9 protein-coding genes are annotated in these 13,406 nt (G+C 38.8%); 2 read left to right on the forward strand and 7 right to left on the reverse strand.

The genetic code is table 11. From position 1 onward, the window contains the following. The first annotated feature begins 186 nt into the window (after positions 1–186). Positions 187–3,186: a DUF4347 domain-containing protein gene (locus AC559H_RS11970; RefSeq protein WP_026795717.1), complete on the forward strand. Its 3,000-nt coding sequence runs from the start codon at positions 187–189 to the stop codon at positions 3,184–3,186. Positions 3,187–3,381: 195 nt separating this feature from the next. On the opposite strand, the gene AC559H_RS11975 is transcribed toward AC559H_RS11970, so the two are convergent. The 3 genes from AC559H_RS11975 to AC559H_RS11985 form a co-directional block, all read right to left on the reverse strand. Next, the gene (locus tag AC559H_RS11975) at positions 3,382–3,783 is read right to left on the reverse strand and encodes a hypothetical protein (protein WP_051319846.1); all 402 of its coding nucleotides are present in this window, start codon (positions 3,781–3,783) and stop codon (positions 3,382–3,384) included. A gap of 43 nt (positions 3,784–3,826) precedes the next feature. Then, positions 3,827–5,437: an iron uptake porin gene (locus tag AC559H_RS11980; protein WP_237745629.1), complete on the reverse strand. Its 1,611-nt coding sequence runs from the start codon at positions 5,435–5,437 to the stop codon at positions 3,827–3,829. Positions 5,438–5,529: 92 nt separating this feature from the next. Continuing rightward, complete coding sequence (locus tag AC559H_RS11985) at positions 5,530–6,612, reverse strand: sulfate ABC transporter substrate-binding protein (protein WP_036833957.1); 1,083 nt, start codon at positions 6,610–6,612, stop codon at positions 5,530–5,532. A 247-nt stretch (positions 6,613–6,859) separates the two neighbouring features. Between AC559H_RS11985 and AC559H_RS11990 the strand changes: the two genes are divergently transcribed. After that, the gene (locus AC559H_RS11990; RefSeq protein ID WP_052331143.1) at positions 6,860–10,393 is read left to right on the forward strand and encodes an ATP-binding protein; all 3,534 of its coding nucleotides are present in this window, start codon (positions 6,860–6,862) and stop codon (positions 10,391–10,393) included. Between the two features lie 15 nt (positions 10,394–10,408). Here AC559H_RS11990 and ispF read toward each other — a convergent pair whose 3' ends face one another. From ispF to AC559H_RS12010, 4 genes are all read right to left on the reverse strand, one after another. Next, positions 10,409–10,891: a 2-C-methyl-D-erythritol 2,4-cyclodiphosphate synthase gene (ispF, locus tag AC559H_RS11995; protein ID WP_026795715.1), complete on the reverse strand. Its 483-nt coding sequence runs from the start codon at positions 10,889–10,891 to the stop codon at positions 10,409–10,411. A gap of 62 nt (positions 10,892–10,953) precedes the next feature. Next, the gene (locus AC559H_RS12000; RefSeq protein ID WP_148292359.1) at positions 10,954–11,856 is read right to left on the reverse strand and encodes a pyruvate kinase; all 903 of its coding nucleotides are present in this window, start codon (positions 11,854–11,856) and stop codon (positions 10,954–10,956) included. Positions 11,857–12,044: 188 nt separating this feature from the next. Then, positions 12,045–12,821 (reverse strand): pyruvate kinase, encoded by a 777-nt coding sequence (locus AC559H_RS12005; protein WP_148292360.1) that lies wholly within the window; start codon positions 12,819–12,821, stop codon positions 12,045–12,047. A 230-nt stretch (positions 12,822–13,051) separates the two neighbouring features. Beyond that, positions 13,052–13,267 carry a hypothetical protein gene (locus tag AC559H_RS12010; RefSeq protein ID WP_026785980.1) on the reverse strand — a complete coding sequence of 72 codons (216 nt, stop codon included), beginning with the start codon at positions 13,265–13,267 and terminating at the stop codon, positions 13,052–13,054. Positions 13,268–13,406 lie beyond the last annotated feature (139 nt).

The raw sequence follows: 13,406 nt of genomic DNA on the forward strand, positions 1-13,406 counted from the left end.
GACTTTTTAATTGAAAAATAATATTTAGATTTATAAATCATAATTACAAATTGATAATTATACTTAGTAATACTTGCTTAGTTATTATAAAAGCATTACAATCATGTTGTCTAAATTATCGAATTTTAATTAAAAAAGATTCGATAGCTTATCGTTGGACTCCAACCATTTTATCCTCATAAAAAAATGAAAAGCTTAACCTTACTTCCCAGTAATAACATTACTTCAGAACAAACAGATATGGTGCTAGGATCTACACAGCAACAGGGACTATTATCCCCTGAAATGCTAGTGGTGATTGACCCCAAAGTTGAAGATTACCAAACCTTAGCAAAAGCAGTTCTGCCAAACGCAACGGTTTTGATTTTAGATTCTAAGCGGGATGGTGTTGAACAAATTACAGAAGCTTTACTTCAACATCCAGTTTCCAGTCTTCATATTGTTTCTCATGGTTCCCCTGGATGCTTATATTTAGGTAATTCAGAACTTTGTTTAGATACCCTAGATGATTATGCTTCCCAACTCCAAACTTGGTCTACAATAACTCCTGATCATCAACCCTTAACCCTTCTTTTATATGGCTGTAACGTTGCAATGGGGGACGGTGGAGAGGAATTTATTCAAAAACTTCATCAACTGACAAAAGCTGGCATTGCTGCTTCAGCTAATCCCACTGGCAGCAATAAATTAGGAGGAGATTGGGACTTAGAAATACAGAGGGGAAATCCTATTGCTTTAACTTTAGTATTTTCTGAGGAGGTACAAAAAGATTATAACAGCGTATTGGCAACAATTCGAGTCAATAGTGTTGATGATGTTACCGAACCTGGTGATGGCATTGTTACCCTCCGTGAAGCGATTGAAGCAGCGAACAACAATACAATTACAGATCTCGGAGATACGGGTACGGGTACTGAGTCTGACACCATTATTTTTGATCCAGCAGTTTTTGACACTCCACAAACGATTACTTTAAAGAATGGGCCACTAACGATTACAGATGCTTTAACCCTTGAAGGAACGGGGGCAACTAATTTAACGATTAGTGGAAATAATGCCTCCCGTGTATTGGAAATTAGTCAACTCCTTAATCAAGCTCCTGTAAATTTAATAGGGATCACAGTTGCTAATGGATATGAGGGATTTGAAACCTCTTTGGGTGGTGGTATTACAATAAATGGTGGCAATGTTTATCTTTTGGACTGCATTGTTGCAGAAAATATAGCTCTTGTGGGAGGTGGAATCAGTGTTAATAAAGGCAGTTTTACTGTACAAAATAGTACGATTTCTAATAACAAAGCTGTCTTCGATGGTGGTGGAATCAGTGTTAGTATAGGCAGTTTTACTGTACAAAATAGTACGATTTCTAATAACGAAGCTGTCTTAGATGGTGGTGGAGTCCTTGTTGATAACGGTAGTTTTTTTGCACAAAATAGTACGATTTCAAATAACAAAGCCACCTCAAATGGTGGTGGAATTTTTTTTGCTAATTCTAACTATCAAGGACCTCTAAATGGACTTAATTTTTTGGTGCTAAATAGTACAATAGCTTTTAATAGAGCAGAGACAGGTGGAGGAATAATCCTTAGTAATGGATCTTTAGGAATTATTGAGAATAGTATTATTGCTGGTAACTCGCCGCAATCTATCACCGGCATTTCTCCTGATGTCTCTGGTTCTTTTGATAGTTACGGCCTTAACTTAATTGGTAATCCTAATGGTAGTACAGGATTTGAGCAAGATAAAACCATTACAGATATTATACAAGTATTAGATGTGGAACTGAAAAATAATGGCGGCTCAACCCTGACCCATGCCTTAGTTCCAAATCTAGTCAATCCGGCAATTGATGCCGGGAATAATCAACCTGGATTAGTATTTTTCTCTGATTTCACCACCGATCAACGAGGCGTAGATCGAATTATTGATGGTAATGGTGATGGAAATGCTGTTGTTGATCTTGGTGCTTTTGAATTACAAGAACCCATACAACTGACTTTAGGCAGTATTAACGGGATTAAATTTAATGATCTCAATGCTAATGGAATTCTTGATATCGGGGAACCAGGAATTGCTGGAATTGCCATTTACCTTGATCTCAACAATAACAGCACCCTTGATACCAATGAACCTGGAACACTAACAGATACCACAGGTTTCTATCAGTTCAATAACCTAGAACCCAATACTTATATTGTTCAGGAAGTGCAACAACCGGGTTTTATATCAACTCTGGTTCCTAATCCAGTTACAATTGTTCCTGGTTTGAATGCAGAAAATATCAATTTTGGCAATGGTATTCCTGGGATTTTGGAGTTTAGTAACCCCATCTTTTCTGTGAATGAAGATGGTACAACCAATATGGACGTGATGGTGACGCGAACAGGAGGAAGTGTGGGAACAGTGGATGTGACTGTATTACCAACTAACGGTACTGCTAATGCGGGAACAGATTATAATCCGACACCAATTACTGTTTCGTTTATCAATGGAGATACCACACCTAAACCCATCCGAATTCCGATCATTAATGACTCTCGAATTGAACCCAATGAAACCATTAATCTTGCCTTAGTCAATCCAACAAACGGAGCAGCTTTAGGTACACAAAATACAGCTACTTTAACTATTAATCGTAGTGATACTGGTGTTCCCTTAAATTTAGGAACTGTCGGTGATTTACGAACGGTTGCTAATAATCCTTTAGTTTTAGAATCAGGGTTAAATTTTTCTGCAAATGCTTTGGGAATTGTCAGCGTAGAGCAAGGAGGAAGCGGTAATTTTATCGATCCGTTGAGCAACCCCGGACAACTTGCTAATGCAATTACTTACAATGAAGGACAGTCAATGATCATCAATGTAGGCGATGGATTTGATCAAAAATTTGGCTTCCGTTATGCTTCTCCATTTGCCGATCATCAAGTTACGATTTATGATGGAGTAAATGGAACAGGAAATGTTTTAGCATCAGTACAGTTACCTCGAACCCCTGACTCTAATTTAACGCCTGGTGCTTATATTTTAGAAAACAATCCTACATCAACTCTATTTTTTGAAGGGATTGCTAAATCAGTGATTCTAGGAAGCCAACCTAATAAACTACTGATCAACGATATTACTTTTGGCTCTATAGCAAGTCTATTTGAGTTGTACAAATCAAACCCAGGTCAAACTCTTGTCCTGTAAGCATAGCCATGATACAAATGATTTAGACTTGCTATAAAGTCCTTTTATTGTCTACTCTTTGAAAACTCAAGGGGAACAGGGTGTTCTCCTTGAGTTCATTGTTCTGTTTCCAGGATATCTAGTTAAGACGATCTAAATTACATCATTAAAATTCTTAAAACCGAGCTTCAAGATGTAATTAAAATGCGTAACCCCCTAACGTCCGTTTTGAGAAGGAATAATAACATTAGTTCGGTCAAAACTGGAAGGGATAATAACATTCGTGCGGTCAGAACCGGAAGATAAATTTTGTTGTCCAGAACGTAACTGACCTGCTGCATTTTCTCCGTTAAAGCCGACTTTTTGTAAAGAATCTACAGTCGTAGACACTCCACCAGTCCCATTCAGAGGATCAGCAATCCCCCCTAAAGCATCATTCAAAAATGTGTTACCGAATCCCCTGTTTCTTTCTCCAGGGTCTTGCGACTCTTCAAAAAATGTCGGTCGGCGGTTTTGCGCTTGAGCAGGTGAAGGTAAAAATCCCATTCCTCCTATGCTCAGAATAACTATAGCCAGGAAGGGATTCAAAAATTTTGAGTTAGGTAAAAACTGATTCATGACTTTAATCTCCAAAACTTGTGTTCAATTAAAAGAAAACTGCTTAGAACAAAAAAGTTGTTCTGAGGACACCAATAAAAATTGTGTTGTTATCAGCATTATGTTCAGGAGCAGTAACAACAAATAAACCTGGAGTAACCCAAAGGTTATCGGATACACGCCAGCGATAAAATGTCTCAAACTGTAGAGACGTATTTGGATCAGTTCCATTTGGTAAATCTCGACCCGCCACTAATTTAGGGGGTTGACCAAAGATGAAAGCAAATAAGTCTCCCTGACGGCCAAAGGGTTCAAAAACCCCCACAGAAACCGCGTAGGTTGTCGTATTGGCATAGGCATTGCTATTAAGGGATTCTCCCATTGTGACACCTCCCCACGCTGCCAAGGTAACTTGACGATTAACCCGCCATTGAAACGATCCACCCACTGCATTAATTTGCATCGGTTCCTCCAAACCGCCGGAAGTATCAGCATTTAAGCTACCCGTAAAGGTATCTAAGCTGCCATTGGCAGAGTAGGCGTTAATATAAGTTAGACCTGCTAAAGTGTTGCGAGAGGGTTTAATTAAAAACTGAACTCCTAATGCACTATGATCAGAGCCACTAATCCCTTGGCGAGCATCGCTTGTGTTCCTTGTTCCATAGGCTGCTTGAAATCGCAGCCAATCTGTTACTAACCAATCTACACCTGCTCCTCCATCTAGGCTACCGATTTTAAAGAGAGGACTGGCTTCACTAAACCGAGAAATTGCTCCCCTTCCCGTATCATAGTAGGGAGAATTAGCGGTCAGTACATTGCTCAGGCTAAAGCCAACAGGCCGAACCGTAAAGACCACGCGATTCTTAAAGGCAGGAAATCTGTACTCTAATAAGTCCAAGGCGATTCGGTTATTGGTATCAGTCTGATAAGACAGCAAAGCCATGTCGCCAAATCCCGGTTTCTCAAAAGTTCCAGCATAGCCACGATTTCCAAAGTTTCCAGCAACTAAGCCAATTCTTAAGCGATCTAAACCACTAAAAGAAGAAACAGTCCCCAGACGTAACAGGTAATTAAAAACAGTTTCGTCATTACTCCCTTCTCCAGGGGGGTTGCCTCCTGCCGCTGTCGATAACCCAAAAATCGCTTCTCCACCAAAAACCGTAGTTGTGGAAAATTGGTTAGCTTCGAGTTCAGCAGTACGAGCTTCTAAAGCATCAACCCGACCGCGTAAGGTCGCTAATTCTGAGGCAAACTCCTCTTGTAGTCGCTGTAAAACTGCTAAGTCTTCCCTGGTTATCTGATTGATAACAGATGCAGCAATCAGTTCATTGACCCGTTGCAAGCAAGCATTCAAACCCGCAGCAAACTCGTAACGAGTCATGGCTCGATTACCTTTATAAGTGCCATCTGGATATCCGGCAATACAACCGTAGCGTTCAACTAAAGATTGTAAGGCTTGAAACGCCCAATCGGTAGGCTGTACGTCAGACAGTTGGGAAACAGATGTAACCTGACCTTGAACTTCTAGCAAGTCATCTTCAATTTCCTCATTGACAGTCGGGGTAATCTTTTGAGGTGTATCTGAGATGGTTGCATCTGAAGATAACGAGTTGAGAGACTGGGCAACCGTGGTATCCTGAAACGCAAGTCCTAGTAATATTTGGAAAATTGGCAAAAAACACTTTATTCGCATATGTTCCCACTCATAACCTACCATAACAATATAATTGATTATTTTGTTATGTAAATAGGCTTGTTATTATATCACTAAGTGGATGTGTTTCTAATTTCCGCCTGAATTTGATCAAAAATTCCATTATCTTTAAAAAATTTATCTTGAATATTATTCCATCCCCCTAAATCTTCCGCATTAAATAATTGCTTAATTGGGGGAAATTGTTCGGAGGATATCGGATCTAATGGTCTAAATCCTACTTTGGTAAAAGCGGTTTGTGCTTCAGGAGTAAAAAGAAATTGTACAAAGGCTTCTGCAACTTCACGAGTTCCTCGACGATCAACATATTTATCCACAATAGCGATCGGATTATCAATCGAAATATTAACATCGGGAATAATCACAAAGGTATTTTTAGCCAGTCCCTCTTGAGTCGATAAAATCATTTCATTTTCATAATTAATTAATACATCTCCTTGATTTTGCCTCAGAAATAAATCCGTTGATTCCCGGGCATCTTTTGCCAAAACTGGGACATTTTTATAAACTTGAGTCACAAAATTCAGAGCTTGGGTTTCCGTCCCCCCAGTTTGGGTAATTGTCCCCCACAAGGCCAGGAAATTCCAGCGTGCACCCCCCGATGTTTTGGGGTCAGCCGTAATCACCGAAACCCCGGGTTTGGCCAAATCAGACCAAGTACGGATGTTTTTGGGATTTCCCGCCCGGGTCACAATCGCCCCGACGGAGTGGGCAACAATCCCCTGATTCGGACTTCGGTTTTCCCACCCGGGTTGAATTAAGCCCGCTTCCTGAATTTTTTGGGTATCGAGGGCTAGGGCCAAATGCACCACATCCGCCGGAAGTCCATTAATCACGGCGCGGGCTTGGGTACTTGAGCCCGCATAACTTTGTCTAATTCTGACTTCCTGGTGATGTTCCTTTTGCCATTTTTCTTTGAACAGAGGAATAATTTCGGCGTAGGCGGCGCGGGTCACGGCGTAGGACACAAAACTGAGTTCAATCGGTGGACGTCGGGGAGTGCTCCCGTCCACGACAGGAGGAGAGATGGGATTGTGACTACAGGCGGGGAGGAGCAGGGTCAAACCCAGACTGACCAGGAACAAAAACAAAAAGCTGTGATGGATAATCCGATTCTGTAACTGACGATGGAACATATATTTCTTGAGGTTTTAATAAAAAAATACTATAAGTTGGTAGGGTTAGTGTAGTTTATAATTAATCATATATAATTTCACCGGAATTAGGCGATCGCAAATTACGGATCAATGTTGTTTTAAATACAAAATCATTCAGAGGAAAATTAAACCTCTCAACCCTCGCCATAATATCAGGATGTATCGACAGTTCACCGACTTAATCCGTGGTTTTTAAACTTTAACTAGCCTCAGTAGGAAAAACAATATGGCCCGTTTTCGTAAAAAAATATTTCCCAAACAGAAAGGTTCAATTACCCGTGAAACCCTGGTTAAAATGGGGGTGAGAATTGCTTTAGTGATTCTAGGATCAACAGCCTTTAGTTATCTGCATTTAATGTCTATCTTAGAAACCCAAACCATCCAACAATTAGATAAATATATTGTGGAACGGGGACAACGGGAAAGCAATATTTTTACTTTAGCAGAAGATAATCATGCAATTTTAAAACAGGAAATTAAACGTCGTTTAGAAGAATGGGAAGATCGAGATCCTCAACTAGAATTTGATCAAAAATTTGTCCAGTTTAAAGATGGAGTAATTAGAAATCAACCCGAAGGCTTTGACCGCAGCCGTCAAGCCGGAGTTTATATTGGTAAAACCGTTGAAATAACCCCAGAAATTCGTCGTCGGGTTCTGACATTTTATGATCTTGTCACTTCTTCTGGTATGGCTTGGCAAAGTCGGTTTCAAAATACCTATATTAATACTCCTGAAAATATCGGAATTATGTATTGGCCAGAGGTTCCTTGGGCGGAAAATACCACTGCTGATCTTTATATTCCTAATGAAAATTCTTTTTGGATGACGGACTCCCAACATAACCCTACACATCAAACGGTTTGTACAGGAGTTTATTATGATCAAGTAGCTAGAAACTGGATGATTTCCTGTGGAACTCCGGTTGATATTGCAGGAAAACAGGTAGCGACTATTGGACATGATATTGTTTTAAATGAACTCTTAGAACGAACTTTACAAGACCGTCTCCCTGGAACTTATAATCTTATTTTTCGTTCCGATGGTCGTTTAATTGCCCATCCTGATAAAATGGATGAAATCAAAAAAAATCAGGGTAAATTAGAGATTTTTAAATCTGAAGATCCCCATTTAATTAGAATTTTTCAATTGGTCAAAAACTTAAACTCTGGGAAAGTTGTAGTTGAAAATACCCACGATCAAGAATATTTAGCTGTTGCCAAACTGGAAACGCCGGACTGGTATTTTGTTACGGTTTTTCCTAAATCTATTTTAGCAGAAGTTGCCCTTAATAATGCCCGTTTTGTTTTGATTTTAGGGGGCGTTTCTTTGTTGATTGAAATTATCATATTATTATCGGTTTTACGCCAACAAGTTTCCGAACCTTTGGGTCAATTGATGGTGGCAACGGAACAAATCTCTACGGGGGATTTTAATATTCATCTGGATACCACCCGCCCAGATGAATTAGGACAATTAGCCACCTCTTTTAATACTATGGCGGCGGAAGTTCAAGCCCGAGAAGTTAGACTCAAGAAAGCACAAATAGAATTACAAAAAACGGATAAACTCAAGGATGAATTTTTGGGAAATACCTCCCATGAACTTCGCACACCCTTAAATGGAATTATTGGCATTGCTGAATCCTTAATTGACGGTACAACTGGTCATTTATCATCGGCTACCGTTGCTAATTTAAGAATGATTGCATCTAGTGGGAGAAGGTTAGCTACTTTAGTGAATGATATTTTGGATTTCTCTAAACTAAAACATAAAACCCTTGAACTTCAGTTGAAATCCGTCGGCTTACGAGAGGTTGTTGAAGTCGTAATTAATCTGATTCAACCCTTAATTAATCAAAAAAAATTACAGATTCATAATAGAATTTCCCTCACATTACCTGCGGTAATGGCTGATGAAAACCGCCTACAACAAATCTTTTATAATCTCATTGGAAATGCTATCAAATTTACAGATAGTGGCAAGATTGAAATTTTGGCTAAGGTTATTTCTAATTCAGGATCAGAACAAATACAAATTACTGTTTCTGATACGGGAATTGGGATTCCAGAAGATAAATTAGAGAGCATTTTTGAATCTTTTGAACAAGCGGATGGGTCTACGGCTAGAATCTATGGAGGGACAGGTTTAGGCTTGGCAATTACTAAGCAATTAATCGAATTACAAGGCGGAAAAATTTGGGCAGAATCAATATTAAATGAAGGGTCTAAATTTTATTTTACTTTACCAGTTAGTTGGGATTCAGAAATTAGTTATTCTAACGTTTCTATCTTTAGTTTGAGAGATAATATTCCGGCAACTTTGGCTTTAAGTTCTGATCTTCCTGTCCATTCTGATCTTCCTGTCCATTCTGAACCATCTTTTACTGGGGTTGAGGAGTTGGTTGTCGAGGAAATGTTATCAATATTTATGCAGGAAAAACAACAAAAATATAAAATTTTAGTTGTTGATGATGAACCCGTGAATCGTCAGGTTTTAGTGAATCATTTGTCTTTATATCAATATGAAATTACCGAGGCTGCGTCGGGTCAGGAAGCCTTGAATTTGCTCAATAATGGTTGGAAACCGGATTTAATGTTATTAGATGTAATGATGCCTCGAATGACTGGTTATGAAGTCACTCGCAAAGTTCGGGAAAGATGGCAACCCAATGAGTTACCGATTGTGTTACTTACGGCTAAAAATCAAGTCTCTGATTTAGTTACTGGTTTACAAGCTGGGGCGAATGATTATGTGACTAAACCCATTACCAAAGATGAACTAATTGCCCGAATTAAAACCCATTGTACTCAAGCTGCAACCTTCTTAGAAAATACTCGTCTTTACTTAGAATTACAGGCTTCAGAAGCTAGGGAAAGGGAAAAAGCCCTACAGCTTGAACAATCTTTACAAGACCTGCAAACGATACAATTACAAATGGTTCAAAGTGAAAAAATGGCAAGTATTGGTCAATTAGTTGCTGGAGTTGCCCATGAAATTAATAATCCAATTTCCTTTGTTTTGGGCAATTTAAGTTATGCGGAAACAGCCATTCATGATCTGATTCAGTTAATTATTCTTTATCAAAATAACCATCCTGAAACGGTGCCAGAAATTGTTCGGCAGATTGAAAAGATTGATCTCTCTTATTTGATTGAAGATTTACCAAAACTAATGGCTTCTCTGAAAATGGGAACGGAACGAATTAGACAAATTAGTATCTCTTTACGGACGTTTTCTCGGGCAGATACGGATCAAAAAGTTGAGTTTAATTTGCATGAAGGAATTGATAGTACCTTGATGATCTTAAAACATCGTTTGAAAGGTAATTCACAACGGCCCGACATTGTTATAATTAAAGATTATGGAGATTTACCACCAATTAATTGCTATCCTGGGCCATTAAATCAAGTGTTTCTCAATCTTTTAGCCAATGCTATTGATGTGTTAGATGATGTAATCGAAGAAATATCTTATCAAGACTATCAATATCGTCCCCAAAAAATTAGTATCTGCACAGAACTATCTAAGGATGAACAATGGGCTATAATCCGAATTAAAGATAATGGTATGGGGATGAAAGAAGATGTGAAACAAAAAATATTTGAACATTTATTCACCACAAAACCTGTCGGAAAAGGGACAGGAATTGGTTTATCTATTAGTCGTCAAATTGTTGTCGAAAAACACGGTGGTAAACTTAGTTGTTTTTCTACTTACGGAGAAGGTTCGGAGTTTGTAATTGAAATTCCAGCCGAATAGAAATGCACAGGAATTTTAATTGATTTTTTGTAATAAAGCCACTGCATAGGAGGCAATTCCTTCTTCTCGACCCACGGGGCCTAATTTTTCGTTAGTGGTGGCTTTGACCCCAATTTGATCGGAATTGAGGTTTAAGGTGGTGGCAAGGCGATCGCACATTGCGCTAATATGGGGTTTTAATTTAGGACGTTCGGCAACAATCACAGAATCAATATTTCCGATTTTCCAACCCCGTTCTAATATTAGTTGATTTACCTGTTTTAATAGGACTAAACTATCCGCTCCCGCCCATTTTTCATCGGTTGGGGGGAAATAATGCCCAATATCTCCTAAACTTAATGCCCCTAACATCGCATCCATAATGGCATGGGTTAAGACATCCGCATCACTATGTCCTAAAAGTCCGAATTCATGATCAATTTTAATCCCACCTAAAATTAATGCCCGTCCGGAGACTAATTTATGAATATCATAACCATTACCAATGCGAATATTCATGGATCTTTTTTCTAATTGAAATCAACACAGTTTTTTACTGTACCATCAATTCGGCTAAAGTTTTATAAATCGGAAATACTCAACTTTCTTAACATCGACGTTTTTTTATCTTGGTGGTCTTGCATTCGTCCTAGGACATCACAGAGAAAATGTAAGGCTTTATCAATATAGGCACCTTTATTTAACATCACACATTCAGCCCGACTTCCCATCGCTGCATCGGTGACTTCGGCGCGAGATGGCATTCCTCCCTTTGCCATTGATTCTAACACTTGAGTTGCCCAAATTACCGGAATATGGGCGGCTTCACATAACCATAAAATTTCCTCTTGAACTTCTGAAAGTCGTTCAAATCCAAGCTCTACTCCTAAGTCTCCTCGTGCTACCATCACGGCAAGGGGAGGACGTTGCATAGCAGTTAATAAGAGTCGCGGAAGTTCATCAAAAGCCCGTTGATTTTCAATTTTTAGAATTATCCCTAAATTTTCTCCCCCTAGTCTTTTTAATTCCGTAATTAATTGTTCAATATCTTCGGGTCGGCGCACAAAGGAAAGTGCTACCATGTCTCCAAATTGAGTCACAAATTCTAAATCTTGGATATCTTTTTCCGTCAACGCCGGAAGATTTAACGTCGTATCGGGAAGATTAATCCCTTTTTCGCTTTTTAGTTTAGCAATTTCATTGACAACACAAGTAATTTCAACTAGGAATTTATCCTGACCAACTTCTCGAATTATACCCGCAATTTTACCGTCATCAAAAAATATCCGTTCCCCTATTTTAACATCTCGGAAAACTTCGGGTAAGGAACAACCAATAGAAGCAGGTTCGAGCAGATTTCCGGTTTTATCTAAAACAGCAGGTTTTCCTAAAATTTCTCCTTGCATAATCATTAATGAATCCCCTGGAGCAAGAGTAATGGCTTGAGGTTGGGGGGGAAGTTTACCCACGCTTCCTTTAGCCATTAATTTTTTTCCTCGATAGAGGGATAATTTACTATTAGAAACTAGATAAGTGGTTTTATCACTTTCGCAAACACAAGTGGTTTTATTAACTTCAACGACGTTCAGAAATCTACGGCTTCCTCTAGTATCCGTCAAGCGAATTTGATCACCAATTTTTGCTGTTTCTAAGAGATTCCCTTGAATTGGAATTACATTTTTTCGGTTTTTAGGGTATGGGGTTGGGTAGTAAAATGAATTTTTGCGGGTTTAATTAACTGTCCTAATAAGTTGCGCGTGGGTTTCCATTTAATCAATTCTGGCCCTGGTTCAATCTGTTCCGTTCGTAATTTTGGCCCTGATAAATCAAAGGAAATTCGACAGGATTTCCCTAATTGTTGTTCTGCGATGCGTAAATTTTGAATCATTTTTTCCCAGGCTTGAAGATGATCATGGGCGCAATTAATTCGCATGATATCCATTCCCTGCGCCAATAAATTATAAATAATTTGAGGATTATTGGCGGCTTCACTGGGAATTGTTACCATCACCCTTGTATTATGTCGTTTGGGGCTAGGGCCTAAAATAACTACGGCGTTTTCTGCTAAAAGCGCACTTCCGACTTCAACTGTAATTGGTGCTTCCTGTTCAAGTTCAACCGGAATAGACTTTTGATCTAAACGATATAATATTCCTAAGACCGCATCTAGTGATGCCATAACATGAGCTTCCATCCTTCCCAAAGAACTAAGTCCTAGTCGAATTAATTCACGTTGTAACTCTCGCAAATCATGGCGACGTAGGGCTAAATAATGAACTAAATTATAGGCACTTTCTCTACAGGTTGGAGAGGTTTTCTGGAGTAAACTAGCGAGTTCTTCTTCCAAGGCGAGGGCACTTTGTCGCAGTTGAGTAACAGAACGGATGGCCCTTTCAATGCTGATGGCGTAGGACAGTTCAATGGAGGTGTATCGTTGTTGTGGTTTCATAAATTTCCAAACAATTCAGTTGAGTCCAGTTAGTTAATTCATTCTGGATTTAACTTTAATTTTAGATGGTGAACTAAACTCCCGCAATCCTATCATTAAAAAGTCTGAAAAAACTTAAATATTATTCAAAATACGCAATAAAAATTACTAGAGAAATTGTATGGATTTGGAGTTAAGCCAACAATCAGGAGTAAATTTAAACTAAACTTAAACTATTGTTAAACTTCTTCCTATTTACTACCGCTTCCAAAGGTGGGTACTCCCGAATTATAAGATTGAACAGACTTAACAGAAACATGAGGAGATTGAGAAGCCGCGACGCAAAAAAAAGTAAATAAAATTAAAAATATACTAAGTACATAACCTAGACCCATCATGGCATAGGAATTAGTCATACCATTACGGAAATATTTGAACAGTAAGACATTAGGAAGCAAGGTTTTCATGATAGTAACCTCCAGGGGATTAACCTTAATAATAGTTGACACTCAAACCGCGAGAATCTTAGCACGCTATTGACCTTATCAGGTGATTTTAGCGTTGTTTTAGTAGATGACTCTCTGGGATGATTTTAATTTTGATGGG

Source organism: Planktothrix prolifica NIVA-CYA 540 (assembly GCF_963864145.1).
Taxonomy (GTDB): domain Bacteria; phylum Cyanobacteriota; class Cyanobacteriia; order Cyanobacteriales; family Microcoleaceae; genus Planktothrix; species Planktothrix agardhii.

Coding starts and splice junctions, on each gene's coding strand:
- AC559H_RS11970 (WP_026795717.1), top strand. CDS start 187: ATGAAAAGCTTAACCTTACTTCCCAGTAATAACATTACTTCAGAACAA.
- AC559H_RS11975 (WP_051319846.1), bottom strand. CDS start 3,783: ATGAATCAGTTTTTACCTAACTCAAAATTTTTGAATCCCTTCCTGGCT.
- AC559H_RS11985 (WP_036833957.1), bottom strand. CDS start 6,612: ATGTTCCATCGTCAGTTACAGAATCGGATTATCCATCACAGCTTTTTG.
- AC559H_RS11990 (WP_052331143.1), top strand. CDS start 6,860: ATGGCCCGTTTTCGTAAAAAAATATTTCCCAAACAGAAAGGTTCAATT.
- ispF (WP_026795715.1), bottom strand. CDS start 10,891: ATGAATATTCGCATTGGTAATGGTTATGATATTCATAAATTAGTCTCC.
- AC559H_RS12000 (WP_148292359.1), bottom strand. CDS start 11,856: ATGGCTAAAGGAAGCGTGGGTAAACTTCCCCCCCAACCTCAAGCCATT.
- AC559H_RS12005 (WP_148292360.1), bottom strand. CDS start 12,821: ATGAAACCACAACAACGATACACCTCCATTGAACTGTCCTACGCCATC.
- AC559H_RS12010 (WP_026785980.1), bottom strand. CDS start 13,267: ATGAAAACCTTGCTTCCTAATGTCTTACTGTTCAAATATTTCCGTAAT.